The sequence below is a fragment of the Gammaproteobacteria bacterium genome (assembly GCA_036383255.1).
Lineage (GTDB): Bacteria > Pseudomonadota > Gammaproteobacteria > Natronospirales > REEB76 > DASUBN01.
This window is the reverse complement of the sequence record DASVOS010000007.1, coordinates 26,909-52,251: the sequence shown is the minus strand read 5'-3', so window position 1 is coordinate 52,251 and position 25,343 is coordinate 26,909. Positions and strand designations below refer to the sequence as shown.

The window sequence follows — 25,343 nt, the reverse complement described above, 5'->3', positions numbered from 1 at the left end:
TCCGCCGTGATGCGATTCAACTACTACAAATCCCTCAGTGCGAAGGACAAGCAGGTCTACGACGCCAGCGACCGCATCGAGCGCACGCCGCTGCCGGATGCGGAGGGCCTGTGGCCGCTGCTGCCTGAACTGAAGGCGGCGCTGGAGGCGGACGACCGGGCCCGGGTGGAGCGGGTCTGCCAGGGGCTCGCCAGCGGCATCCTCGCGCGCCTCAAGGTGGCGCCGGTGACGCTGCGGGTGCTGGCGGTACGGCCGGCGGACGGTTCCGGCGAGCTGCATGGACTCTACGAGGGTGTGGAGGGCCGCATGCGCACGGCGCGCATCAGCCTGTGGATGCGCACCGCCCGCATCAAGCGGCCGGTGGCGTTCAAGAGCTTCCTGCGCACGCTGCTGCACGAGCTCGGCCACCACCTGGACTACGAGCACTTCAAGCTGGCCGATTCCTTCCACACCGAGGGCTTCTACAAGCGCGAGTCGAGCCTCTTCTACCAGTTGCTGCCGGAGGCGGCGGCGGAGAAGCAGAAGCGCGCCAAGCCCGCCGCCAAGCCGAAAAGATGAGGGGCGCCTCGCGGCGCCCCTCAGGGTCTCGGTTCCGGTAAGGCTTCAATTCTGCAGGTGGATCTCCCCACTCATGGTCTGGGCGTCGACCTCCGCATCCGCCGCGCCGTTGGTGAAGCGCAGCTCCATGCCGGGGCTGTACTTGCTGACCCGGGTGGGCTTGGGCCCGAAGCTGTTGTCGATGCCGCCGCTGAAGCTCGACAAGTCGAAGCGAGCCGAGGGATTCATCCCCACCGCCAGCTGCACGTCGCCGCTCACGTTGTGGAAGTCGTAGTTACCGCCCTTCGCCAGGGTGCCCTGGAACATGAGGTTGCCGGAGGTGGCGCTCATCTTCACGCCGGTGAGATGGCTCGCGCTCACCCTCACGTCGCCGCTCACGCTCTCGGCGTCCACGCTGCCGTCCACGTTGGAGATGTGCACCGTGCCGCTGACGCTGTTGCCGGAGACCTGGGCGTTCTTGGCCGAGCCCACCACCGTGACGTCGCCGCTCACGGTCCTCACCTCGACGCGGCCGGAGCCTGACCTCAGGATGATGTTCCCGCTCACGGTGCCGAGCTGCTGCGACCCGTTCACGTCGTTCGCCTCCACGTCGGCGCTGACGGTGCTCACCTCCAGGCGGCTGCTTCTGGGCACGTTGATCTGCAGGTCGGCCTCGCAGTCGCGGCAGTTGTGCTGCGGCAGGATCACGCGGATGCTGAGGCTGGAGTCATCGCCGGTGATCTCGAGCCTCTCCACCTGGCCGCCGAGGCTGCCGCTCACGCGCACCTCGTTCTTGTCCCAGCCCTCCACCCGCACGGTGCCGGCCAGGTTGTCCACCCGCACCTCGCCGTCCGGCTTGACCGGGCGGCTCTCGTTGACCGAGTGGCCGCCGTCACCGTCGGCGTCACTGTCGTAGTCGCGGTCGTTCCCGTGGGCGTAGGCGGTGCTGGAGGTGAGCGCCATGAGGGAGAAGGCTCCCGCCACGGCGGTCAGGCTCAAGAGCACGTAGGCGATGACGATGGCTAGGCGTTTCATAGTGAGTTCCTCGCGTTGGTCTTGGCATCCGCCTGCTGGGTCGCTGCCAGCAGCCGGGCTTCGTTCTGGTACAGGTCGTAGAGCAGGCCGCGCAGGCGCGGGTTGCTGGGGTCCTTGTCGAGGGCGGTCTGGATGTCCTGCATCGAGCCCTCGATGATGCGCAGATTCTTCAGGATCACCTCGCGCGTCGCCGGCGCGAGGTTCGTGGCGTTCTGCACGCTGCTCTCGGCGAAGGCGGCGCGCTGGGCGAAGTAGGCGCTGTCGTGGCTCGTGCCGGAAGCCACCACCTCGAGCGGCGCGGCGCCGTGCTGCAGGTGCAGGTAGTTCCACACGCTGCCGGCGGCCACCGCCGCCACCAGGCTCGCGGCCAGGCCGTAGGCCCATAGGGGCCGCACCCGGGACTTGCGCGCGATACGGGCCGAGATGCCCGGCCACAGGTCGCCCTGCGGGGCCGCTTCGCGCGGCAGCCGTCCGAGCGCCGCCTTCAGCTTGTCGTCGTTCATGTTCATGCCTCCAACCTCGCCCGCAGTATCTGGCGGGCCCTGTGCAGATGGGCCTTGCTGGTCCCCACGGCGAGGCCGGTCATGCCGGCGATCTCCTCGTGGGTGTGGCCCTCCACGTCGAAAAGTACGAATACCATGCGCGCCGCCGGCGGCAGCTCGGCGATGCACTGTTCCAGGTCCAGGCCGTGGCCGGGATCCGCGTCGGCGCCCGGGACCGAGGCCATCGCGTCCTCGTCGCCGGAGCTCACCCAGGCGGCTTGCCTCAGCTGCGTGCGGTGGCGTTCCAGCACCGCGTTCACGGCGATGCGGTGCACCCAGGTGCCGAAGCTCGCGTCGCCGCGGAAGCCCGCTAGGGATTCCCAGGCCTTCACGAACGCGTCCTGGGTGCATTCCTCCGCCAGCGTCCGGTTGCCGGCGAGCCTCAGGCACACCGCGTGCACCCGGCCCACGTGCTTGCGGTAGAGCTGCTCGAAGGCCCGCATGTCCCCGGACCGGGCGCGCCCGGCCAGCGCGGCGTCGTCGCCGGCTGCGGCCTTGGGTTCCAGTTCCGTGAGGCGCATGGCCGTGGCTGTTTCCATGCCCTTTGGACGGTCGGCGAGGGCAGCAGGTTTAGATGGAGAGGGCAGTCTAGGCCAGGCGGGAAGGGGAAGGCATTGACATATCGAAAAAACTCGATATACTACCGTCCATGGATCAGGTGCTGGTTTTCAAGGCGTTGGCCAACAAGTCGCGGCTGCAGATCCTGAGCTGGATGAAGCATCCGCAGCAGCACTTCGGCGGAGACTGCCCCTCCGGAGGCCCGCGCGGCAAGCTGGTGTGTGTGGGCGAGATACAGGAGAAGCTGGGCCTCTCGCAGTCCACCGCCTCCCATTACCTGGCCATGCTCATGAAGGCGGGTCTCGTGGTGGCGCGGCGGGAAGGGCAGTACACCTTCTATGAGCGCAACGAGGATGCGTTGAAGGAACTGGGCAAGTTCCTGAAGGAAGAAATTTGAGTTGAGCCAGGTCTAGGACTTGGACGACACATGTGCGTGCCCGCAAGGGCCATTTTTTGGATCGGGCATATCGAAATTCATAGATATTTAGTTACAACCCTGAAATAAAAGTAAGGAAGCACCATGAACCAGACGCAGCCCCTGTTGACCCCCGTGAAGCTCGGGGACTACGAACTCAAGAACCGCGTGGTGATGGCCCCCATGACCCGCGACCGTGCCGACAATCCGGCGCTCGCGCCCACGGCCCTGCATGCCGAGTACTACGCGCAGCGCGCCGGCGCCGGCCTCATCGTCACCGAAGGCAGCCAGGTCTCGCCCCAGGGCATGGGCTACCTCTACACGCCCGGCATCTACTCGCCCGCACAGGTCGAGGGCTGGAAGCAGGTGACGGCGGCGGTGCACGCGCGCGGCGGCCGCATCTTCCTCCAGCTCTGGCACGTGGGCGCGGTCTCGCACCCGGACTTCCACGGCGGCGCGCTGCCGGTGGCGCCCTCGGTGTTCAATCCGGGCGCCAAGGCCTGGACGCCCGCCGGCGTGGAGAAGGACACGGTGGCCGCCCGTGAGCTCAGCACCGCCGAGGTGCAGCAGGTGGTGCAGGACTTCGCGCAAGGCGCCAGGAACGCGCTCGCCGCCGGCTTCGACGGCGTGGAGATCCACGGCGCCAACGGTTATCTCATCCAGCAGTTCCTGCGGGACAGCATCAACAAGCGCACCGACCAGTATGGCGGCGGCATCGAGAACCGTGCGCGCTTCCTGTTCGAGGTGGTGGAGGCGGTGGTCAAGGCCGTCGGTGCCGGCAGGACCGGCATCCGGCTTTCGCCCACCAACACCTGGAACTCGCCGGCGGACTCCGACAGCCGGGCGCTCTACGACTACGTGATCGGCAGGCTGAACGACTACAAGCTCGCTTACCTGCACCTGCGTGACGCGGCGGGCCCCGTGGACGACCCGAAGCAGGTGGCGGACGTGACCGGCCATTACCGGAAGGTCTACCGCGGCACGCTCATCACCAACACCGGCTACGACCGGGACAAGGGCAATGCCGCCGTCGCGGAAGGCCGCGCCGACCTCGTGGCCTACGGCGTGCCTTTCATCTCGAACCCGGATCTGGTGGAGCGCTTCCGCCGGGGTGCCCCGCTCGCGAAGGCGGATTCCAACACCTTCTACAGCACCGGCCCCAAGGGCTACACGGACTATGCGCCGCTCTCAGCCGCGGCTTTGACGGCTTAACAACAAGGAGTCTAAGACCATGAAACTGTACTTCTCCCCCGGCGCTTGTTCCCTGGCCTCCAACATCGCTTTCCACGAAGCCGGCCTGCCGGTGGAGTTGGTGGCGGTGAAGGACCATAAGCTCAAGGACGGCACCGACTTCTACAAGATCAATCCCTATGGCTACGTGCCGGCGTTGCAGCTGGACGACGGCGAGGTGTTCACCGAGGGCGCCGCGCTGCTGCAGTACATCGCCGACCAGGCGCCCCAGGCGAACCTGATCCCGAAGCCCGGCACGTTGGCGCGCCTGCGTGCCAACTCGTGGCTGACCTTCGTCAGCAGCGAGATCCACAAGGGCTTCAGCCCCATGTTCAACAAGGAACTGAAGGACGACGCCAAGGAAGTGTTGAAGGCCAAGCTCACGAAGCGCTTCGACATGCTGGACAAGCACTTCGCCGACCACAGCTACCTCATGGGCGAGCAGTTCACGGTGGCGGACGCCTACCTCTATACGGTAGTAAGCTGGGCCCCGCACGTGGGCATCGAGCTCAGCGCCTGGAAGCACCTCTCGGACTACCGCCAGCGCGTGGCGGACCGTCCCAAGGTGCGTGAGGCGCTGCAGAGCGAGCGCGCCGCGGCCTGAGCCACGGGATCAACCAACGAAGAGAAAGGAGTCCATCCATGAGAGACGTCATCCTGGTCGCGGCCCGCATCCTGCTCGCCGCGCTGTTCATCTGGTCCGGCTGGAACAAGCTCGTGCACTACGAGGCCATGCAGGGCTACATGGTCTCCTACGGCCTGCCGGGTTGGTCCATGCCGATCCTGATCCTGTGGGAGCTGGGCGGCGGCCTGCTGCTCCTGGCCGGCGCCTTCACCCGGCCCGTGGCCTGGGCGCTGGCGGCGTTCTCGGTGATCTCGGCATGCATCGCCCACAGCAACTTCGCCGACCTCAACCAGTTCATCAACTTCATGAAGAACCTGGGCCTCGCCGGCGGCTACCTCTACGTGGCCGTGACCGGCGCGGGGCGCATTAGCCTGGATTCCAAGCTCCGGCTGAGATGGGCTTGAGACGGGAAGGGACGGGGCCGGCGGGGCCCCGTCCCTGTTGCGTCCGGTTGGGTACGCAATAAACGCGTCTCTATTAAGGTCTTAAGACGTATCCCCACCGTACCGACCCGGCGCAACGCCGGCAGGAGCCCCCATGTTCGCCGCCCGCAAGAGCCAGATGATCCCGCAGGACCTCGCGTTGCCCGGCCGCGCCGCGCCGCTGCCCGTGCCGGAGACCCACTACGTCAACGGCCATCCCCTGAAGGGGCTGCCGGCGGGCATGCAGGAGGCGGTGTTCGGCCTCGGTTGCTTCTGGGGCGCGGAGCGCAAGTTCTGGCAGGTCCCCGGCGTGTACGTCACCGCCGTGGGCTACGCCGGCGGCTACACGCCCAACCCCACTTATGAAGAGGTGTGCAGCGGCCGCACCGGCCACACCGAGGTGGTGCGTGTGGTGTACGACCCCAAGCGCGTGGCTTATCCGGAACTGCTCAAGGTGTTCTGGGAAGCCCATGATCCCACCCAGGGCATGCGCCAGGGCAACGACGTCGGCACCCAATACCGCTCCTGCATCTACACCTACGGCCAGCAGCAGAAGCAGGCGGCGGAGGATTCGCTCAAGGACTACCAGGACGCGCTGCGCCGCGCGGGTTATCCCGCCATCACCACCGAAGTGCGCGAGGCCCCGCCGTTCTACTTCGCCGAGGACTACCACCAGCAGTACCTGGCGAAGAACCCCAACGGCTACTGCGGCCTCGGCGGCACCGGAGTGAGCTGCGCGCTCTAGACAGGGGAGACCGGACGATGCCGCACGCTGCCACGAACCTGCTGCTGGCCTATTCCGCCTACGCCATCGGCGTGGCGAGCCCCGGGCCCAGCAACCTCGCCATCATGGGCATGGCCATGCGCGCGGGACGCCGGCCGGCGCTGCTGCTGGCGCTCGGCATCGTCTCGGGCTCGGTGTTCTGGGGGCTGCTCGCCGCCTTCGGCCTGTCGGCGCTGCTCGCGGCTTACGCGGGCGCGCTGGTCGCCATGAAGCTCATGGGCGGGCTGTACCTGCTGTGGCTGGCGGTGCGTTCCGCGCGCGCGGCGCTCGGCCCCCACGCGGAGGCCGCGCTGGGCGGCGGCATCGCGGAGAGCGGGCTGCGGATATACCTGCGCGGCGCCGCCATGCATGTCACCAACCCCAAGGCGATCTTCGTATGGTTGTCCATCGTGTCCCTGGCGGTACCGCCCGGGGCACACGCCGCAGAAGCCTTGTGGGTGGTGGCGGGATGCCTGCCGCTGGGCATCGTGATCTTCGGCGGCTATGCCTGCCTGTTCTCCGTCCCGGCCGTCCGCTCGGGCTACCTCGCCGTGCGGCGGGGTTTCGAAGCGGGGCTGGCAGTCGTGTTCGGCTACACGGGCCTCAGGCTGTTGATCCCCATGGACCATCTGCGCGGCGAGGCGCACTAGCGTCAGCTTGCAGGAGAGAAGGGACGCGGATCGGCGGCATGCAACGGGTCCCCTCGGGTCTGGTATGCGGGATTTAACGAGTGGAGGTGTAACCCCGGATACGTTAGGACCGATGGCTATCAGCCAAACACGCCGCTTAAAGGGGTGATCCGCGTCCCTGAAGCAAAAGTGGCCGGATTGTATAGGCCGCTTCCGGGCCGCAGGCGCACTAAGCAACGAAAGCGACCAACCTCAAGTCGAAAGCGCGCAAACTCCAGCCGAACATGCCGGCCGCGGAGCCGCCCCAGCGCCGGCCGTCCCAAGCCCGCTCCGGCGCATCCCCGTCCCGCCACCCTCAGCCCCCATGCGCACCTCTCCGTGGAGCGGCAGACCCCGCGTCCCTCGCCCCCAAAAAATAGGGAAAACGCCCGATACACCCCAGACAGCGGGGGGCTATGTTGCCAGCGTGGCCCCATCCGGCAGCACCTCCGTGGAGGTGGGGCGGCCGGCGGGAAGAGGGGCCGCACAACCGGTGCTAGGGAGGTCGATGTGACTCGGGTTCAGACTCCGCCCACCGGGCGGCAACAGGACCAGCTGGCAGGGGCCATGTACCAGAGCACCTTGGGCGGGCGTTTCATCGAGGTGGACCCGCTGTTCGCGGACATGCTCGGTTACCACTCCGCCCGCGACATGGTCGAGAACATCAAGGACATCGGCGCGCAGCTCTACGCGCAGCCCGACGTGCGCCTGCAGCTCATCGAGCAGCTCCAGGAGCACGGCGCGGTCTGCAACTTCGAGACCCAGCTGCTCCGCAAGGACGGCAGCCCGCTGTGGGTGTCCGAATACAGCCGCGTGCTGCGCGCAGCCGACGGCAGCGTCAGCCGCTTCCAGGGCGCCTTCGCCGACATCGACTACTACAAGAGCCTGGTGCTCGAGCAGGCCGAATCCAACCAGCAGCTCGCCCTCGAGATGGCGGGCCTCCGGCAGGCGATCCTGGGCAGGGGCCGGCGCCGCATCCCGGTCAAGGACGGCACCCGCGTCAAGTTCATGGAGACTTCCAAGATCGCCTTCATCAGGGCCGACGGGGACTACGTGCACGTGCACACCATCAACGGCGAGCGCACCATGACCCGCGACCGCATCAGCAGCGTGGCGCGGCGCATGGACAATACCCTGTTCGTGCGCATCAGCAAGTCGGCGCTGGTGAACGTCAACTACGTCAAGGAGATGCGCTCGCGCCGCCGCGGCGACTACGAGTTCATCATGGACGGCGGCGAGCAGCTCGCCTCCGGCCCCACCTACCGCGAGACCGTGAAGAAACTGCTGGAAGAGCTCCGCTAGGGCTCGGCCGCGCCTCCCGTCCCTTCGGCCGGGCGCACCGCATCTGCCTGCGCGGGCGCGCCGCGCTTCCGGCTTTTCTCCGCAGCCAGGTGCGTGTTCGTCGCGCGGATGGCGCGTTTCGTCGAAAGCGGGAACTGAAGTGTCAAGTCGTTCCCATGATGGGCGCCATGGACACGGCGTCATCCGGGATCAGGGGCAGGGGGCGGCCACGCCGTGCACCGGCGGGGATGGCTGCGGCGTGAACGGCGCGAACGCCTGGCTGCTCAACTTCGGCGCTGGCCTCCGGGCCGCCATCGGCATCCACGACCTGGTATACACCTTCTATCATCCGGAGACCTGCGAGGTCCCGGAGTCCCCGTCCCATCGCCGCCGCACCTTGCTGTGGCGCCGGCACCCGCTGCCGGTGTGGGACCTGCGCACCTGGCTGGACGGCGATGCCGGCGACGCGTGGCCCTACGCCGCGGTCGTGGGCTACCGGGGATGTGGGCGGCAGCCGCAGGAGTATGGCGCGTTGCGTCTCGCGGCACCGCCGCTCAAGGTGCGCCTGGAAGACGAGGACCTGTGTCCGCTGCCGGAGCCCGCGGCGCGCTGGCGCGAGGTGGCTAGTTGCTGCTTCGGCTGGCGGCGGCAGCCGATGCCGGTCCTGGACCTGCAGCGCATGTTCCAGCGCCGCGCCGCGCCCGCCTCCCTGCCGGTGGTCTCGGACCTGCCCCTGCTGCGCGACGCGCCGCCGGAGCCCGTGCCGGGCTAGCCTTCCCCTCCGGCAACTTCGCATGAAAGAAGAGCCGCCCTTGCGGGCGGCTCCCCGGGCGGTGCCGGTGTGACGTCCGGCAGCGCTACCACCCCTCAGAGCACTTCCAGCCTCTTCGTCTCCACGGCCTGGCCGTCCGCCACCACCGAGCTGAACTCCAGCACGCCGTGGCCGAAGCGCACGTCGGTGCCGCGCCCGCCGATCTCCACGTGCAGCCCGCCGGCGGCGGCGCTCACGCTCATCCGGTCCAGCACCGCGTCGAAGCCGGTGCCGTCCGCCAGGAAGGACGTGGTCATGAGGTCGAAATCGTCCGGCAGGTCCTGGGCCGCGAGCTCGGCCTGCATGAACTGCCGGAAGCCCGCCTCCAGCGCGGCGAGGGACTTCGCGTCGGGCGCGCCCGCGTGCATGTCGAACGCGGTCTCGGCGCGGGTGCCGTGCGCGCCGTACCAGCCGCGCAGCATGAGGTCCGTCACCGTATCCAGGTTCGCGATGCCGTCCGCGGCAGCGGCGCCGAACAGCACGCGGCCTCGGCCGTCCTCGGCCTTGAGCAGGAACGGCGCCTTCAGCCCCGCGGTGGAGAGCTGGTAGCGGCCGTTATCGTCCGAGAGCGTCGCCGCCGTGCGGCCCTGCGCGTCCTCGATCGTCACCAGCGCGCCCTTGAGCGGATGGCCCACCGCCACGGTGCCCATCACCGCTGCGGACAGCGTCACCGTGAGAGTGGCGGCGTTGCTGGTGTAGGTGGTGCCGAGGTAGACGGAGGAGGCGGTGATGCTGGCGGCGCCGGCCGCCACGCCGGTGGCGAGGCCATGGTTGTCCACGGTCGCGATCGCGGCGTCGGAGGACTTCCAGGTCAGCGCCGGGTTCGAGACGGTGTTGCCGGCGGAGTCCTTCGCCACGGCGATGAACTGCTGCGTGCCGCCGACGCTGACCGCCGCGTTGGTGGGGCTGATGGTGATGTTGGTGACGATGCCGCCGCCGCCGCCGCCGCCACCACCGCTGCCGCCGCCGTAGGCGCCCCCGGAGCCGTAGCCGCTGCCGCCGCAGCCGAAGGCCAGGAACGCGAGCAGGCTGGTGAGGACGAGACGGGGAGACAGGGTGGTCCTGGACATGGGCGTATACCTCGCGCCGAAAGTATGAGGACCGGCTGGCCCTCTCTACTGCGAGCTAACGCCCAATTCCCGGAGTTTATTCCTGCTTATGTATCAACCCTTGCGGGCCACGATGCGGAACTTGATCGCAACCACGTCCGCCACCGCCATGGCGCCGCCCAGGGCGCTGTGGGGCGTGATGCCGAACTCCGCCTGGCTGATCTTGAACTCGCCGCTGGCGGAAAGGTCGTCCCCGTCCTGGGTCACCGTCACCGGCACCTTGAGGTCGCGGGCCGTGCCGTGCAGGGTCACGCGCACCGTGGCCTCGGCCTTGGCCATCCCGCCCGTGAACTTCACCGATTCCACGCGCACCTCGGAGTAGTGCTCCGCGTCCAGCTCCTCGGGCCCCAGCATGTGTTCGGTGGTGCCCTTCACCGCCTGGGGCGAGGGCTGCTTGGCGAAGTCGGCGCCCTCGTGGGCACGGGCCTCCGGCTCGTCCACCACGAAGGACTTCACCGGCAGCACCAGCGTGAAGGAGGAATCGCCGAAGTCCTTGGCCAGGTACACGTCGCCCTTGAAGTCCTTGGCCAGGATCACGTGGTTGTAGCCGAAGGCGGAGAGGGCACCCGCCTTGTAGACCAGGAAGCGCACGTCCGAGCGCGCGGGATCCACCTGGTAGTGCGCCGCGCCCGCCGCGGCCTTCCCCACCTCGCCGCTGGGCGCGCTGCTGCCGGGGTGGGTGGGCGCAGTGCGGCAGGAAGCCAGCGCGACGGCGAAGAGCAGCAGGGGAATAAGAAACTTGCGCATGGCGTTCACCTTAAGCGATATCCTTAAGCATAGTCCGACCGGAGGGTGGCAGGCATTATTCCGCTTCGCAATTCTGCGATCCGCTTCGGCAGCGTGGCCCAGGGCTTCCACTGGCTCATCGTGGTGCTAGTGATCGTGCAGTTCCTGGTGGGCAGCTATGCCCACGACCTGCCCGTGAGCCTCTTGCGCCTCAAGCTCCTCACCTTACATAAATCCATCGGCGTCACCGCGTTCGCGCTGGTGCTGCTGCGCCTCGCCTGGCGCTTCTATTCCCCCGCGCCGCCGCTGCCGGCCCACATGCTCACCTGGCAGCGGTGCCTCGCCCATGTCAGCCACGTGCTGCTCTACGCGTTGTTGCTGGTGATACCGGTCGTCGGCTGGATCTCGTCCTCCGCCTCCAACCTCACGGTGCGCTGGTTCTTCCTGTTCAACCTGCCGGACCTGGTGGGGCCGGACCCGGCGCTGGCGAAGTCCGCCAAGGCGCTGCACATGGCCCTGGCCTGGACGCTGCTGGCGGTGGCCTCGCTGCACGCGGCGGCGGCGTTCTGGCATGAATTGATAGTGAAGGATGGCGTGTTGCGCCGCATGCTGCCCTTCGGCGGCGAGGAGAGACCGTGAGATACCTGTGCTTGTGCCTGATCCTCTGCGCCGGTGCCGCCCACGCGGATTGCTGGAAGCCGGTGCCCTCGCCCAAGAGCCTCGTGTTCAGCGCGAGCCAGGCCGGCGCGCCGTTCCCCGGCGAGTTCAAGAGCTACACCGCGAGCCTGTGCCTGGACCCGAAGGATGCCGCCCGGAACAAACTGGAAGTGCAGGTGGACGTGGGCTCGGTGGACACGGGCCTGCCGGAGATGGACGACGCCCTTAAGGGCGAGGACTTCTTCGACCAGCCCCGCTGGCCGCAGGCCAGGTTCACCAGCGATTCCCTCAAGCAGGTCTCGCCCGGCCGTTACAGCGTCACCGGCAAGCTCACGGTGCGCGGCGTGACCAGGCCCGTCACCGTGCCCTTCAGCTTCGCGCCGGCGGCGGACGGCAAGCAGGCCCGCCTGGAGGCGAAGCTCACCCTGAAGCGCCTGGATTACGGCATCGGCCAGGGCGAGTGGGGCGATACCCAGTGGGTCGGCGATCCGGTGGACCTCGTGTTCTCGGTCAACTTCGTGCCCGCGGACCGGTAGACTCTTAAGTCCCGGGGACCAGCGGGACAGGGGCATGACCGAATCCGACGCGCGCGAGTTCCGCCTCTACGATCCGGAGGCGGACCGGCTCATGGTGGCGACGCCGGAGCTGTGGCGCTACCTGCCCAAGCTGCTCCTCTATCCCGTCAGCGGCTACGCGCTCTACATCGTCATCATCATGGGCGCCCTGATCTGGCTCGCGGGCTACGCCGGGATATTCGGCCTCGCCCTCGCGGGCGTGCTGTTCGGCTGGATGGGTTACTACGCCATGGGCGTGGTGGAGCGCACCGCCACCGGCCATGCCACGCCGCCGCCCCTCGGTACGGAAGTGCTGTTCCAGGGCGAGAAGCTCAGGCTCGCCCTGCTGGTGCTCTACCTCGCCACGCTCCTGCTGCTCACCCTGGCGCACCTGCGCAGCGGCTGGGGCGTCGCCATCTTCATCGCGGGCGTCTACCTCTTCCCGGCCTTCCTCGCTTCCGTGGCGCTGCAGCCGGACCTGCTCTCGACACTGAATCCCTGGAGCACGCTGCGCTTCGCCTGGCTCACGGGCCTGCCGTACCTCTTCGCCAGCCTGCTCATGGCGGCGGTGGCATGGCTCGTGGCGGTGCTCTCCGGCCAGGTGGCGGGAGTGGTGGGCGGCATGCTCATGGTCTACATGCTGCTCTTCGTCTGTCACCTCATCGGCTACGTGGCCTACCACCGCCAGGACGACATCGGCCTCGCGGTCTCGGTGCAGCGCATGACGCCGGAGCTGCAGGCCGCCCTGGACCAGGCCGAACGCTTCAAGGGATTGCTCGCACGCATCGACAAGCACCTCGCCGCCCACGAGCCCCAGGCGGCCCGCGACGCGCTCATGGCGGAGGAGGGCGCGGCGCTCGCGAACCCGCGCAGCTTCCACGAAGACCTCTTCGACGCGCTGCGCCAGCGCCATGAGGACGCCCTCTCGCTGCTGCAGGGCACGCGCCTGATCCAGTTGCTGGCTCGGGAGAAGCGCTACGGCCGGGCGCTGGACATCTGCGAGCGCTGCCTGGATGTCTCGAAGGGATACCTCCCGCAGCCGCCGGCATTGACGGTGCCGCTGGCAGAGGAGGCGTTGCGCGACAAGCGCCTGCCGCTGTTCGCTCGCCTGGACGCCAACGTACAGGCCGGGCGCCCCGGCAGCGACGAGGCGGTGTCGCTGCAGTTCCTCAAGGCCCAGGCCCTGGTGCAGCAGCGGCAAGACGCCGCGGCCCTGTCGCTGCTCGCGCCGCTCACGGCCCGCGCCGGCCATCCCTGGGCGCCGCGCATCGCGGCCCTGCACCGGGCGCTCAGCGGCGCCCGCAAGAACACCTGAGACGGAGACAAGCCATGCGCCCCATCCTGTTGGCCCTCATCCTGCTGCTGCCGGTCGCCGCACACGCGGCCCTGCCGCCGGAGCTGCAAGCCAAGCTCGAGACCCTGGCGAAGGAATCCGACGGCCTCGCCAAGCAGCGCGCCAAGTGGGAGGGTGTGCAGAAGGCGCTGCTCAAGCAGAAGGAGGAGATCGACGCGGCGCAGAACGCGATCCTGCAGCGCCAGGCTGAGATCAACCAGCGCGGCGTGGCCCACAACCAGCAGGCGCAGCAGCAGTCCGCGCGCCTCAAATCCGCCCAGCAGGACTGCGCCAACGGCAGCAACAGCAGCGGCCATGCCAACGATTGCAAGAACACCGCCCAAGGCCTGAACCAGCAGACCGGCGACCTCAATGCCGACGCGGCCGCCCTCAAGGCGGAGCAGGACAGCCTGGACGCCCGGTACGCCCAGGCCAACCAGACCGCCAGCGACTGGAACCTGCACGAGCAGCAGGCGGTGAAGCAGTTGAACGCCGTCTATAGAGGCATGAACGACTGGCTGGACCGGGCCTACGACATGGTGGTGAACCCGGACTTCCGCGACGAGATCGGCGCGCGAAGCGTGGACGCCGTGTGCGAGAACCGCGGCCTGCCCTCCGGCACCCTGAGCATCCCCGCCATGAACCGCCTCTCGGACTACTACCGCAAGTGCCTGAAGTCCGTGCTGGCGGAGCAGAAGAAGGCCGCCGCCGCGGCGCCGCCCTCCCAGCCGAAATAATCCTCCGCCGCTCCGGGTCCAGTCTCTCGCCGGGACGCTGCGCGCGTCCCGGCGCACCCCCAACCCAGGAGACATGACTTGGATCGCAAAGCACGTGGATTGATGTTCGCCGCCGCCGCTGCCGGCCTGTTCGCCCTCGCGCCGCTCGCGGCCCAGGCCGACGCGGGTTCCAGCAAGCTCGGCGCCTGTTTCGGCGTGAACGCCTGCAAGGGCAAGAGCAGCTGCAAGACCGCCCACAGCGGCTGCAAGGGCATGAACGGCTGCAAGGGCCAGGGCTTCATCGAAGAGGTGAGCTCCGAGACCTGCGCCCAGCTGGACGGCACGTTCCGCACCTACGAGGACGTCCAGAAGGAACAGGCTGCGCACTGAGCCTTAAGCTCAGCCCCGGCCCCCGGCTGACGCCGGGTGCCGGGGTCCCTTGACGGGTGGCGTATCATGGACGGGATGTCTCTGGACCGCTTTCACCCAGCCACCGCAGCCTGGTTCCGCCAGACCTTCCCCGCGCCCACCGGGGCGCAAGCCCAGGCCTGGGCTGCCATCGGCGCCGGCAAGCACACGCTCATCGCCGCGCCCACAGGCTCCGGCAAAACCCTCGCCGCGTTCCTGTCTGCGATCGACGGCCTGATAAGGGAGGGGATCGAGCGCGGCCTCGGCAACGAGTGCCACGTCCTCTATATATCCCCGCTGAAAGCCCTCTCCAACGACGTGCAGAAGAACCTGCAGCCGCCCCTGGAGGGCATCCGCAACGAGCTGTTCGCCCAGGGCCTGCCGGACGTGGAAGTGCGCGCCTGGGTGCGCACCGGCGACACGCCCCAGGCGGAGCGCGAGCGCATGCGCCGCGAGCCGCCCCACATCGTGGTCACCACCCCCGAGTCCCTGTACATCCTGCTCACCTCCGACTCCGGGAGGAAGCTGCTCTCCACCGTGAAGACGGTCATCGTGGACGAGATCCACGCCCTGGCCGGCAACAAGCGCGGCGCGCACCTGGCGCTGTCGCTCGAGCGCCTCGCGGCCCTCACGCCCAAGCCGCCGGTGCGCATCGGCCTCTCGGCGACACAGAAGCCCATCGAGGAAGTGGCGCGCTTCCTCACGGGCGCGGGGCAGGACTGCAACGTCATCGACACCGGCCACGTGCGCAAGCGCGAGCTGCATCTCGAGATGCCGCGCTCGCCGCTCACGCCCGTCATGGCCCACGAGGTGTGGGCCGAGATCTACGACCGCCTCGCGGAGCTCGCGAAGTCCCACCGCACCACGCTCATCTTCTCCAACAACCGCCGCCAGGCGGAGCGGGTGGCGCGCCACCTGGCGGAGCGCATCGGCGAGGACCTGGTCACCTCCCACCACGGCTCCCTGGCGCGGGCGCACCGGCTGGACGCGGAGCAGCGCTTGAAGCGCGGCGAGCTGAAGGCCTTGGTGGCCACCGCCTCCCTGGAGCTCGGCATCGACATCGGCGACGTGGACCTGGTCTGCCAGCTCGGCTCGCCCCGCAGCATCAGCACCTTCCTGCAGCGGGTCGGCCGTTCCGGCCACGGCGTGGGCGCGGTGCCGGAGGGGCGCATCTTCCCCCTGAGCCGCGACGACCTCGTCGACTGCACGGCGCTGCTGGATTCCGTGCACCGGGGCGAGCTGGACACGCTGAAAGTCCTGGACACCCCGCTGGACGTGCTGGCCCAGCAGATCGTGGCGGAAGTGGCCTGCCGTGAGTGGGGCGAGGCGGCGCTCTATGAGACCTTCCGCCGCGCCTGGCCCTTCCGGGACCTGAGCGAGAAAGACTACGGCGAGCTGCTGCAGATGCTGGCGGACGGCTTCTCCACCCGCCGTGGGCGGCGCAGCGCGCACCTGCACCGGGACAAGGTGAACGGCAAGCTGCGCGGCCGGCGCGGCGCCAAGCTCATCGCCGTCACCAACGGCGGCGCCATCCCCGACCAGTTCGACTACGACGTGGTGCTGGTGCCCTCGGGCCTGCGCATCGGCACCCTCAACGAGGACTTCTCCTTCGAGAGCATCCCCGGCGACATCTTCCAGCTCGGCAACACCAGCTACAAGGTGGTGAAGGTCGAGACCGGCCGCATGCTCGTCGAGGACGCCCGCGGCCAGCCGCCCACCATCCCGTTCTGGGTGGGCGAGGCGCCGGCCCGCACCGGCGAGATGTCGCAAGCCGTCTCGCGCCTGCGCGCCGAGGCGGACCGCCGCTTGGGTGCCGGCGAGGACATCCTGCCCTGGCTCAAGGGCATGACGGGCAACGACGTGGCGGCGCAGCAGCTCTGCGAGTATCTCACCGCCGCCCGCGCCGCGCTCGGCACGCTGCCCACGCAAGACCAGGTCATCTTCGAGCGCTTCTTCGACGAGGCGGGCGACCAGCACTTCGTGATCCACTCGCCCTTCGGCGCGCGGGTGAACCGCGCCTGGGGCCTCTCCCTGCGCAAGCGCTTCTGCCGCAAGTTCAACTTCGAGCTGCAGGCCGCCGCCCTGGAGGACACCATCGTCCTGTCCCTGGGCGCCACCCACAGCTTCCCGCTGGAGGAGCCGGCCAAGTACCTGCATCCCTCTTCGGCCATGGACGTGCTGACGCAAGCCATATTGCAGGCGCCCATGTTCGGCACCCGCTGGCGTTGGGTCGCCACCACCGCGCTCGCGGTGCGGCGCAACCGCAACGGCCACCGCAACCCGCCGGCCTTCCAGCGGGCGGACGCGGAGGACCTGGTCTCAGTGGTGTTCCCGGACCAGCTCGCCTGCCCCGAGAACCTGGCCGGCGCCCGCGAGGTGCCGGATCATCCGTTGGTGCAGCAGACCCTCAAGGACTGCATGCACGAGCTCATGGACGCGGACGGCTTCATGCGCATCCTGGAGCGGCTGCAGACCGGCGAGCTGAAAGTGGTGGCGCGGGACCTCGCGGCGCCTTCGCCCCTCGCCCAGGAGATCCTCTCCGCGCGTCCCTACGCGTTCCTGGACGACGCGCCCATGGAAGAGCGCAAGACCCTCGCGGTGCAGTCCCGCGGCATGATGAGCCTGGAAGAGGCGGGTTCCCTCGCGGAACTGGACCCGGACGCCATCCGCGGCGTACGCGACGAAGTGTGGCCCACGGCGCGGGATGCCGACGAGCTGCACGATGCGTTGGTGGTGCTCGGATTCCTGACAGAGGAAGAGGGCAAGCGCGGCAACCCCGGCGACGCTCTCGATTTCGGGTGGACCAACCTCTTCGATACCCTGCGCCAGGCCAACCGGGCCGCGCGGGCACGCCTGCAGACCGGCCCCATCCTGTGGGTGGCGGCGGAGCGCCTGCACGAGTTCCTCTCGGTGTTCCCGGACGCGGACCTCGAGCCCGCGCTGGCCCCGCTCACGGAAGACCCGCTGCCCGCGCGGGAAGACGCGCTGCGGGAGCTGGTGAGGAGCCGCCTGGAAGGCTCCGGCCCCGTGACGGCAGCGGCCCTGGCCGCACTGATGGGCCTCGCCTCATCCGAGATCGATTCGGCGCTCCTCGCCCTGGAAGCGGAAGGCGGCGTCATGCGCGGCAAATATACGGCGGGCGCCACCGAGACCGAGTGGTGCGAGCGCCGCCTGCTGGCGCGCATCCACCGCTACACGCTGAAGCGCCTTCGCAGCGAGATCGAGCCGGTCACGCCGGCCGATTACCTCAGGTTCCTCTTCGACTGGCACGGCGTCGGTGCCGAGCGCACCGAAGGCCAGGCGGCGCTGGCCGCGGCTCTCGAGCAGCTCTCGGGCTTCTCCGCGCCGGCCTCCGCCTGGGAGCAGGACATCCTGCCGGCCCGGGTGCTGGACTACGCGCCCTACATGCTGGACCAGCTCTGCGCCGGCGGCAGCGTCGCCTGGATGCGCCTGGTCCCGCCCCGCGCCACGGACGAGGAGCGCCGCGCCGGTCCCGTGCGCGGCACGCCTATAGCTTTCGTCGAAAGAGATGCGCTCCAGCACTGGCGCACCCTGGCTGAGATGCCGGACGTGGGGGCCATCAACCTGAGCCACGGCGCCCGCGCGGTGCACGACGCGCTGCGCAGCCACGGCGCGCTGTTCTTCTCTGACATCACCCGCATCACGGGCTTGCTGCGGACCCAGGTGGAGCAGGCGCTGGCCGAACTCACCGCCTGGGGCCTCGCGGCCGCCGACACCTTCGCCGGCCTGCGCGCGCTCATCACGCCCGCGAGCAAGCGGCCCACCCTCTCGCACTCCACCCGCTACCGCATGCGCCGCGGCCAGGCGCCGGGGGTGGACGAGGCGGGCCGCTGGGCCCTGGTGCCGCGCCAGGCGGTGGCCGGCGAGGGCGCGGGCGCCGACGCCGAGGCGCTCACCCACCTGGCGGACGTGCTCCTGCGCCGCTACGGCGTGGTGTTCCGGAAAGTATTGGAGCGGGAGAGTGCGCTCCCGCCCTGGCGGGATCTCCTCTACATATATAGGAGACTGGAGGCTCGCGGCGAAGTGCGCGGCGGCCGCTTCGTGGACGGCTTCGCCGGCGAGCAGTTCGCGCTGCCGGACGCGGTGGGTGCCCTGCGCGAGACCCGCCGCCGGGAGAAGATCGGCGAACTCGTCTCCGTCTCCGCGGCGGACGCGCTCAACCTCGTGGGCATCGTGACGCCGGGCCAGCGCGTGCCGGTGGTGGGGGAGAACCGCGTGCTGTACCAGGACGGCGTGCCCGTGGCGGTGCAGGTGGCGGAGGAAGTGAAGTTCCTCGAACACACCGCGCCTGAACAGGAGTGGGAGCTGCGTAATCACCTCACGCGCCGGCGCCAGCCCTGGGGACCCCGCGGAGTGCAGTGAGCGTGGCGGCGATCAAGACCAAGGGTCTCAGGGTCAAACCCGGCGGGAAGCTGGACCTCGAGGACTGGCCCACCCGCATCGAGCCCGTGTACGGCTCCACCCAGCGCTACCGCGAGATTCTCGAGTCCCACGTGAGCCGCCTGAGCGAGCTGCAGCAGCTGCTCTATGCCTCGGAGCGCTACGCGGTGCTGTTCATCTTCCAGGCCATGGACGCCGCCGGCAAGGACGGCGCCATCAGCCACGTCATGTCCGGCGTGAACCCCCAGGGCTGCCACATCCGCAGCTTCAAGCGGCCCAGCGAAGAGGAGCTCAAGCACGACTTCCTGTGGCGCGCCAGCCGCGACCTGCCGGAGCGCGGGTACCTCGGCATCTTCAACCGCTCCTACTACGAGGAGGTGCTGGTCACCCGCGTGCACCCGCAGCTGCTGCGGGGCGAAGGCGTGAAGGCCAGGAAGGTGGACCAGGTCTTCTGGGCGGAGCGCTACCACGCCATCCGCGAGTTCGAGCGCCACCTGCACGAGGACGGCACCCGCGTGGTGAAGTTCTACCTGCACCTCTCGAAGGAAGAGCAGCGCAAGCGCCTCCTGGCGCGCCTGGACGATCCCCAGAAGAACTGGAAGTTCAACCCGGATGACCTCGAGGAGCGCGGGCACTGGAAGGACTACATGCGGGCCTATGCCGACTGCCTCGCCGCCACCAGCACCAAGGACGCGCCCTGGTACGTGATCCCGGCGGACGACAAGGAGAACGCGCGCCTGCTCATCTCCCAGGTGGCGGTGGACACCCTGGCGGGACTCAAGATGAGCTACCCTAAATTGGATGCCGGGCGGCGCAAGGAGCTCAAGGCCGCCCGCAAGCAACTCTCGAAGAAAGGGGCTTGAGCCATGTCAGAGATCGTCCTCGCACCGTTCAGCTCCCATGACGAGGCCACGATGGGCCTGCTGCTGGAAGCGGCGGATCTCTCCACCGAGGACATCACCCCCGGGATGCTGGAGCACTTCAAGGTGGCGCATCTGGGTCCCGTGCTCGTCGGCTGCGCGGGCCTGGACGTGCAGGGCGAGGCGGCCCTGCTGCGCTCCGTGGCGGTGGACGAGGCGCACCGCGGCCTGGGGCTGGGCAAGCGCCTGGTGCAGGCCATGGAGGACCATGCGCGGGAGGAGGGCGTGCGGGAGCTGTACCTGCTCACCACCACCGCGGAAGCGTTCTTCGCCGGCCTGGACTATCGCAAGCTCCCGCGCAGCGAGGCGCCCGCCGGCATCGCCGCCACCGAGCAGTTCGCCGGCCTCTGCCCCAGCTCCTCCAGCTTCATGGCCAAGACCCTTATCCCCTAGCGGAGCGCGGCTTCCAGCTCCGGCTCTTGACTTCCAGTTATATTTCCATATTATTAGAAATATGGAATCAACTACCGCCATCCGCGCCCTCGGGGCCCTGGCCCACGAGAGCCGCCTCGCGATCTACCGCTTGCTGGTGCAGGCGGGGCCGCAAGGCCTGCCGGTGGGCACCATAGGCGAGCGGCTGGACCTCGCGCCCGCCACGCTGTCCTTCCACCTCGCGGGCCTGCGCCATGCCGGCCTCGTGCTGGAGCGGCGCGAGGGCCGCACGCTGCATCAGACCGCCGATTTCGCCGCCATGAACGGCCTCATCGGCTACCTCTCGGAGAACTGCTGCCAGGGCGCCGACTGCGGCGTGGCCGGCGGCTGCGCTCCCGTACCCGCCAAGACCCGCAAGGAGAAGAGACATGAAACGCCTGCACGTGCACGTCGCCGTCGCTGACCTCGCCCAGTCCATCCGCTTCTACTCCACGCTCTTCGGCGCCGGCCCCACGGTGGAGAAGGGTGACTACGCCAAGTGGATGCTCGAAGACCCGCGCGTGAATTTCGCCATCTCCCGGCGCGGCCAGGTCCCGGGCCTGAGCCACCTCGGCATCCAGGCCGAGGACAAGGCGGAGCTGGAAGCCATCGGCGAGCGGCTGATGGCCGCCGAAGCGGTGGCCTACGCCGAGCACGACACCGCCTGTTGCTATGCCCGCTCCGACAAGTACTGGGCCGCGGACCCCCAAGGCATCCGCTGGGAGAGCTTCTTCACCTTCGGCGACGTCACCGTCTACGGCGGCCACGAGAAGGAGGCGGACGCCGCCTGCTGCACCCCGGAGCAGGCCGCCCGCGCGGCCGAGACCGCCGCCACCGCGGGTTGCTGCAAGCCCTCCGAGGCCGGCAAGCCCGGCTGCTGCGCCTGAGGTCCCGTGTCCAAGACCTACAACGTGCTGTTCCTCTGCACGGGCAACTCCGCGCGCTCCATCCTGGGCGAGGCGCTCATGAACCATCCGGCGCTGAACCACGGCCGCTTCCGCGGCTTCAGCGCCGGCAGCCAGCCCAGGGGCGAGGTGAACCCCTTCAGCCTGGAGACCCTGAAGCACAACCGCTTTCCCATCGAGGGCCTGCGCAGCAAGAGCTGGGATGAGTTCGCTCGACCCGGCGCCCCACGGATGGACTTCGTGTTCACCGTCTGCGACCAGGCGGCGCAGGAGCCTTGTCCCTACTGGCCGGGCCAGCCCATGACCGCCCACTGGGGCCTGCCGGATCCGGCGGCGGTGCAGGGCAGTGACGAGGACAAGCGCAAGGCCTTCCGGGACACGCTCCTGGCGCTGCGCCGCCGCATCGAGGTGTTCACCAGCCTGCCGCTCGACAAGCTCGACCGCATGGCGATCCAGAAGCACATTACCGAGATAGGCGCGCAATAAAACGCGTCTTTTGCTTCCTGGCGTCGTTGCGGCCGCCACTCGGAGTCCTCACGTACGTGAAGAGTACGCTCCGGGCTCCTCGGGACGCCCGCGCCTAGCCAGTAAGCAAAATCCATCGTTTTATGGGGATATATGAAACTGAAAGAAGCGCTTCTCGCCGAGTTCCTCGGTACCGCATTTCTATTGGCTGTCGTGGTGGGCTCCGGCATCATGGGCGAGCGCCTCGCGGGCGGGAACGCGGCCATAGCGCTGCTGGCCAACTCCGTGGCTACCGGCTTGGGGCTGGCGGCATTGATCCTCGTCTTCGCGCCCGTTTCGGGCGCCCACTTCAATCCCCTGGTCACCCTCATGATGGCGGCGCGTGGCGACCTCGCTTGGAGCCGCGTGCCGGGCTACCTGCTGGCGCAGTCCACCGGTGCCGTGGCGGGCGTCATCGTCACCCACGGCATGTTCGCGCTGCCGCTGCTGGAGAGCGCGAGCAAGCCCCGCTCCGGTCTCGCGCTCATGTGGTCCGAGTGCATCGCCACCCTGGGCCTGCTGCTCGTCATCCACTGCGTCTCGCGACAAGGGGTCGCGGCGGTGGCCGCCGCCGTGGGCTGCTGGATCACCGCGGCTTACTGGTTCACGGCCTCCACGTCCTTCGCCAACCCCGCCGTCACGGTGGCGCGCAGCCTCACGGATACGTTCACCGGCATCAGGCCTGCGGATGTGCCCGGGTTCATCGCCGGGCAATCGGCGGCGGCGCTGGTCATGTGGGCAGCCTTGTCCGCGGGCCGGCGGCAAACGGCGGGCTAGATGCCCGTCCCTCTCACGTCGAAGACCACCATCCCGTGCCCTCCCTCGGATTGCCGTGCATCTGCAGGGTGTAATCGGCCCTGAAATTCTCCACTCCCCGCAGACCCTTTCCCATGGGGACGCCGCGTGGGTTCGCCACCACGCGGGTGTTCCCGAGCATGTAATCCACCGGCCCATAGACTCCCGCATGCACCCATAGCATGGCGTCGGCCTCGATGACGAGCTCATCTAGGTTCGAGGCGAAGCAGGCGGCTGCCCGGTCGTCCTGGTATCCGGCCGGTATGGAACGCGACGAGGGTGCGTGATGGGTGACGATCACGGTGTGGCCGTCGTCGTACGGATCCGTCGCGGTGCGCCACAGGTAATCCACGCTCTGGCGATGCAGCGCCATCGTATCGGCCGGCGTGACCGGCTTTCCCTCGCTGTTGCGGATGTACTTGTAGTCCTCGCAGAGGTTATCGGCCGCCACCATCCCGCTCACCGCGTCGCCGAACAGCGCGAAGTCCGTCCACAGGGTGGCGCCTATGAAGCGCATGCCGCGGATGAAGATCGTGTCGTTCTGCAGCAGGTGCAGGTTCGAGCCCCAGGCGGTTGCGCGCAGCTCCTCGTCGAAGCCGGCGAGGTCATGGTTGCGGTAAGAGTAGTTTCCCAGCACGTAGATGACGGGGCAGGTGTAGGTCCTGGCCGCCCATTCGACGCCCTTGGTGCCGCAGCCGATGTTGCCGGCCAGCACCATGACGTCCGGCATCTCCGTCGGCAGCGGGGGGCTGCCGAGCTTGTCTATGTACAGGTCAGAGACGATACCGATTCTCACCGCCGCTCCCAGGGTCGCAGGAGCGGCGCCAGAATCCCGAAGATGGCCTGAGTCTTGACCCTCAAGCCCCCATTTAACGCACCGATTCGTCTTAACCCCGCTGCCCCAGGCCTGGGCGCCGCCGCTTGAGGCCGTCACCCGGCTGCAACTATGCTGTTATACGGTGACCGGGAGAATCACCTTTCCAGGAGAAGCCCATGGCCAAGAAACGCAAGAAGACCGCCTCCAGGAAGAAGAAGGCCAGCCGCAAGAAGCGCCCGGCCCGGAAGAAGAAGGCCGGCAAGAAGAAAGCCGGACGCAGGAAGGCAGGCAAGAAGACCGGCCGCAAGAAGGCCCGCGCCCGCAAGGCCCGCTCGATGGTCGCAGCCATGCAGGTCACACCCGTGGATCCCCTCATGGGCGCCGGCGGCATCATGGTGCCCGTGAACGTCGGTTGAGCGCTTCAGGTTCCGCATTTTTCCAAAGCCCTCGCCGGTGGATCGGCGGGGGCTTTGTCTTTATGACTTATGGTGAAATCCGGCGTGACCTTCGTGCCCGTGGCGATATGCTCGGGCGATGCGCCTCTCCGACGCACTCATCGCCGAGTTCATCGGCACCCTGCTGCTGTTCCTGGTGGGCGCGGGCGCGGACATCGCTGCCACGCGCCTCGCCGGCGGCGGCTTCGAGGTGGTGCTGGCGGATTCGCTCGCCGTGGGCTTCGGCATCTCGGCGCTGATCCTGTCGCTCAATCCCGTCTCGGGTGCCTACTTCAACCCGCTGGTCAGCGTGCTCATGTGCTGCCAGAAGGAGCTGGAGTGGAAGCACCTGCCGGCCTATCTCGCCGTGCAGTTCGGAGGCGCGCTCATCGGCGTGCTGCTCACTCACTCGCTGTTCGCGCTGCCGCTGTTCCAGCTCTCGGCCCACCCGCAGCCCGGCTTCACGCTCGCCTGGTCCGAGTGGGTCGCGACCCTGGGACTGCTCATCGTCATCCACCGGGTGGGGGAGACCCGCTCCCAGGCCGTGGCCTACGCGGTGGGCGCCTACCTCGTGGCCGCCACCTGGTTCACGCCCTCCCACGCCGTCGCGAACCCGGCCCTGACCGTGGCGCGCATGTTCACGGACACCGGCGCCGGAATCCGGCCCCTGGATGCGCTGGGCTTCCTGCTGGCTCAATGCCTCGCGCTGGCGGCGCTGGTGCTCGCCATCCGCGCCCGCAAGCGCTTCGGGGCACTCGGAGACTAGTGAGGCCGGTGTTTTATGGTCCTGCCGGTGGCAGGACCATCCGGCCGAATGGGTGGGCACGGGCTGGAAGCGCAGCTTCCAGCGGGCACGCAGGGATGCGTGTCCTGGACCGGGAGCGAAGCAGGATGCGTAGCGACAGGGCCCACCCCTAGCTGCCCGCGAAGCAGGATGCATAGCGGGGAAGGTGGCGTAGCCACCCAGGTCTCTTAGTTTTTTCATGCACGAAGCAAGGTAGATGTATCCTCTAGGGCATATGCCGAATGCCTGGAGCCCTCGCATGGTCCAGAAATCCCGCAAGAAGAAGACCAAGAAGTCCGCCAAGCCCGCCGGCCGTTTCCCCAACGAGACCCCCGCTTACCGCAAGGCGCGGGACAAGCTGCTGAAAGCCGAGATCGCCCTGCGCCGCCAGGTGGAAGAGGTGGCGAAGCAGCGCCGCAAGCTGCCCTTGGGGGGAGAGGTGCCGGAGGACTTCGTGTTCGACGAGGCCGCGGAGGTGGTGGGCATGCGCAAGGTGCGCCTCTCGGAGCTCTTCGCGCCGGGCAAGGACACCCTGATCCTCTACAACTACATGTACAGCCTCGCCATGGAGCACCCCTGTCCCATGTGCACCTCCATCATCGACTCCCTGGAGGGCGCCGCGGGCCACGTGAACCAGCGGGCCAACCTCGCCATCGTCGCCAAGTCGCCGCTGCCGCGCATCATGACCTTCGCCCGCAACCGCGGCTGGCGCAACCTGCGTTTCCTCTCGTCCGCCGACAACAGCTACAACCGCATCTACCACGGCGAGGACGCCTCCGGCGACCAGATGCCGATGATGAACGTGTTCGTGAAGCGGAACGGCAAGGTCCGCCACTTCTGGGGCAGCGAGCTCATGTTCGCGAAGGCCGAGAAGGGCCAGAACTTCCGGCATGTGGATCTCATCTGGCCGCTGTGGAATCTATTGGACCTTACCCCTGAAGGTAGGGGGCGCGACTGGTACCCCAGGGTCACTTATTGAAAA

General features: G+C 68.4%; 30 protein-coding genes. 24 read left to right on the top strand and 6 right to left on the bottom strand.

Translation table 11 applies throughout. The annotated features are described in order from the left end of the window. Positions 1-9: 9 nt before the first annotated feature. Complete coding sequence (locus tag VF651_04330) at positions 10-558, top strand: hypothetical protein (protein HEX7964927.1); 549 nt, start codon at positions 10-12, stop codon at positions 556-558. 45 nt (positions 559-603) lie between these two features. Here VF651_04330 and VF651_04325 read toward each other — a convergent pair whose 3' ends face one another. From VF651_04325 to VF651_04315, 3 genes are read right to left on the bottom strand one after another with little or no spacing between them, the layout of a single operon-like run. Beyond that, the gene (locus VF651_04325; protein HEX7964926.1) at positions 604-1,572 is read right to left on the bottom strand and encodes a DUF4097 family beta strand repeat-containing protein; all 969 of its coding nucleotides are present in this window, start codon (positions 1,570-1,572) and stop codon (positions 604-606) included. Beyond that, positions 1,569-2,075 carry a hypothetical protein gene (locus VF651_04320; protein ID HEX7964925.1) on the bottom strand — a complete coding sequence of 169 codons (507 nt, stop codon included), beginning with the start codon at positions 2,073-2,075 and terminating at the stop codon, positions 1,569-1,571. Before VF651_04320 ends, VF651_04325 begins: the two co-directional genes overlap by 4 nt. Before the next feature lie 2 nt (positions 2,076-2,077). Next, positions 2,078-2,653: a sigma-70 family RNA polymerase sigma factor gene (locus VF651_04315; GenBank protein ID HEX7964924.1), complete on the bottom strand. Its 576-nt coding sequence runs from the start codon at positions 2,651-2,653 to the stop codon at positions 2,078-2,080. Between the two features lie 110 nt (positions 2,654-2,763). Between VF651_04315 and VF651_04310 the strand changes: the two genes are divergently transcribed. From VF651_04310 to VF651_04275, 8 genes are all read left to right on the top strand, one after another. Further along, on the top strand, positions 2,764-3,069 hold the full coding sequence (locus tag VF651_04310; GenBank protein HEX7964923.1) for a metalloregulator ArsR/SmtB family transcription factor: 306 nt from the start codon (positions 2,764-2,766) through the stop codon (positions 3,067-3,069). A 123-nt stretch (positions 3,070-3,192) separates the two neighbouring features. Next, positions 3,193-4,299, top strand: coding sequence for an alkene reductase (locus tag VF651_04305; protein ID HEX7964922.1), 1,107 nt, complete (start codon positions 3,193-3,195; stop codon positions 4,297-4,299). 19 nt (positions 4,300-4,318) lie between these two features. Next, positions 4,319-4,921: a glutathione transferase GstA gene (gene gstA, locus VF651_04300; GenBank protein HEX7964921.1), complete on the top strand. Its 603-nt coding sequence runs from the start codon at positions 4,319-4,321 to the stop codon at positions 4,919-4,921. Positions 4,922-4,959: 38 nt separating this feature from the next. Continuing rightward, positions 4,960-5,346 (top strand): DoxX family protein, encoded by a 387-nt coding sequence (locus VF651_04295; protein ID HEX7964920.1) that lies wholly within the window; start codon positions 4,960-4,962, stop codon positions 5,344-5,346. A 133-nt stretch (positions 5,347-5,479) separates the two neighbouring features. Continuing rightward, positions 5,480-6,109, top strand: a complete 630-nt coding sequence (msrA, locus tag VF651_04290; protein HEX7964919.1) for a peptide-methionine (S)-S-oxide reductase MsrA — start codon at positions 5,480-5,482, stop codon at positions 6,107-6,109. A gap of 17 nt (positions 6,110-6,126) precedes the next feature. Then, a complete protein-coding gene (locus VF651_04285; protein ID HEX7964918.1) occupies positions 6,127-6,777 on the top strand; it encodes a LysE family translocator in 651 nt (216 codons plus the stop codon). A gap of 585 nt (positions 6,778-7,362) precedes the next feature. Beyond that, on the top strand, positions 7,363-8,097 hold the full coding sequence (locus tag VF651_04280; GenBank protein ID HEX7964917.1) for a LytTR family transcriptional regulator DNA-binding domain-containing protein: 735 nt from the start codon (positions 7,363-7,365) through the stop codon (positions 8,095-8,097). A gap of 238 nt (positions 8,098-8,335) precedes the next feature. Beyond that, positions 8,336-8,848, top strand: a complete 513-nt coding sequence (locus VF651_04275; GenBank protein ID HEX7964916.1) for a hypothetical protein — start codon at positions 8,336-8,338, stop codon at positions 8,846-8,848. Between the two features lie 95 nt (positions 8,849-8,943). On the opposite strand, the gene VF651_04270 is transcribed toward VF651_04275, so the two are convergent. After that, on the bottom strand, positions 8,944-9,957 hold the full coding sequence (locus VF651_04270) for an Ig-like domain-containing protein (protein HEX7964915.1): 1,014 nt from the start codon (positions 9,955-9,957) through the stop codon (positions 8,944-8,946). A gap of 93 nt (positions 9,958-10,050) precedes the next feature. Then, positions 10,051-10,743 carry a YceI family protein gene (locus tag VF651_04265; GenBank protein HEX7964914.1) on the bottom strand — a complete coding sequence of 231 codons (693 nt, stop codon included), beginning with the start codon at positions 10,741-10,743 and terminating at the stop codon, positions 10,051-10,053. A gap of 45 nt (positions 10,744-10,788) precedes the next feature. Between VF651_04265 and VF651_04260 the strand changes: the two genes are divergently transcribed. The 12 genes from VF651_04260 (at position 10,789) to VF651_04205 (ending at position 22,308) form a co-directional block, all read left to right on the top strand. Next, positions 10,789-11,361 carry a cytochrome b gene (locus VF651_04260; protein ID HEX7964913.1) on the top strand — a complete coding sequence of 191 codons (573 nt, stop codon included), beginning with the start codon at positions 10,789-10,791 and terminating at the stop codon, positions 11,359-11,361. Further along, positions 11,358-11,915: a YceI family protein gene (locus VF651_04255; GenBank protein ID HEX7964912.1), complete on the top strand. Its 558-nt coding sequence runs from the start codon at positions 11,358-11,360 to the stop codon at positions 11,913-11,915. The genes VF651_04260 and VF651_04255 overlap by 4 nt, the downstream gene beginning before the upstream one ends. 34 nt (positions 11,916-11,949) lie before the next feature. Further along, the gene (locus tag VF651_04250) at positions 11,950-13,248 is read left to right on the top strand and encodes a hypothetical protein (protein HEX7964911.1); all 1,299 of its coding nucleotides are present in this window, start codon (positions 11,950-11,952) and stop codon (positions 13,246-13,248) included. A gap of 14 nt (positions 13,249-13,262) precedes the next feature. Then, complete coding sequence (locus VF651_04245; GenBank protein ID HEX7964910.1) at positions 13,263-14,003, top strand: hypothetical protein; 741 nt, start codon at positions 13,263-13,265, stop codon at positions 14,001-14,003. 78 nt (positions 14,004-14,081) lie between these two features. Further along, entirely contained in the window at positions 14,082-14,372 is a 291-nt protein-coding gene (locus tag VF651_04240; protein ID HEX7964909.1) for a hypothetical protein, read from the top strand. A 75-nt stretch (positions 14,373-14,447) separates the two neighbouring features. After that, positions 14,448-18,773, top strand: coding sequence for a DEAD/DEAH box helicase (locus VF651_04235; GenBank protein HEX7964908.1), 4,326 nt, complete (start codon positions 14,448-14,450; stop codon positions 18,771-18,773). A 2-nt stretch (positions 18,774-18,775) separates the two neighbouring features. Then, entirely contained in the window at positions 18,776-19,654 is an 879-nt protein-coding gene (locus VF651_04230) for an ADP-polyphosphate phosphotransferase (GenBank protein ID HEX7964907.1), read from the top strand. Positions 19,655-19,657: 3 nt separating this feature from the next. Then, positions 19,658-20,104 carry an arsenic resistance N-acetyltransferase ArsN2 gene (gene arsN2 / locus VF651_04225; protein HEX7964906.1) on the top strand — a complete coding sequence of 149 codons (447 nt, stop codon included), beginning with the start codon at positions 19,658-19,660 and terminating at the stop codon, positions 20,102-20,104. A gap of 61 nt (positions 20,105-20,165) precedes the next feature. Then, on the top strand, positions 20,166-20,546 hold the full coding sequence (locus tag VF651_04220) for a metalloregulator ArsR/SmtB family transcription factor (GenBank protein ID HEX7964905.1): 381 nt from the start codon (positions 20,166-20,168) through the stop codon (positions 20,544-20,546). Beyond that, on the top strand, positions 20,512-21,009 hold the full coding sequence (locus VF651_04215) for an ArsI/CadI family heavy metal resistance metalloenzyme (protein HEX7964904.1): 498 nt from the start codon (positions 20,512-20,514) through the stop codon (positions 21,007-21,009). Before VF651_04220 ends, VF651_04215 begins: the two co-directional genes overlap by 35 nt. 6 nt (positions 21,010-21,015) lie before the next feature. After that, complete coding sequence (locus tag VF651_04210; protein HEX7964903.1) at positions 21,016-21,513, top strand: arsenate reductase ArsC; 498 nt, start codon at positions 21,016-21,018, stop codon at positions 21,511-21,513. A gap of 132 nt (positions 21,514-21,645) precedes the next feature. Next, a complete protein-coding gene (locus tag VF651_04205; protein ID HEX7964902.1) occupies positions 21,646-22,308 on the top strand; it encodes an MIP/aquaporin family protein in 663 nt (220 codons plus the stop codon). A 13-nt stretch (positions 22,309-22,321) separates the two neighbouring features. Here the strand turns inward: VF651_04205 and VF651_04200 are convergent, their stop codons facing one another. Further along, positions 22,322-23,122, bottom strand: a complete 801-nt coding sequence (locus tag VF651_04200) for a phosphoesterase (protein ID HEX7964901.1) — start codon at positions 23,120-23,122, stop codon at positions 22,322-22,324. Between the two features lie 197 nt (positions 23,123-23,319). Between VF651_04200 and VF651_04195 the strand changes: the two genes are divergently transcribed. From VF651_04195 to VF651_04185, 3 genes are all read left to right on the top strand, one after another. Then, the gene (locus VF651_04195; GenBank protein ID HEX7964900.1) at positions 23,320-23,559 is read left to right on the top strand and encodes a hypothetical protein; all 240 of its coding nucleotides are present in this window, start codon (positions 23,320-23,322) and stop codon (positions 23,557-23,559) included. A 118-nt stretch (positions 23,560-23,677) separates the two neighbouring features. After that, entirely contained in the window at positions 23,678-24,343 is a 666-nt protein-coding gene (locus tag VF651_04190; GenBank protein ID HEX7964899.1) for an aquaporin, read from the top strand. Positions 24,344-24,620: 277 nt separating this feature from the next. Continuing rightward, positions 24,621-25,340 (top strand): DUF899 family protein, encoded by a 720-nt coding sequence (locus VF651_04185; protein HEX7964898.1) that lies wholly within the window; start codon positions 24,621-24,623, stop codon positions 25,338-25,340. Positions 25,341-25,343: the final 3 nt, after the last annotated feature.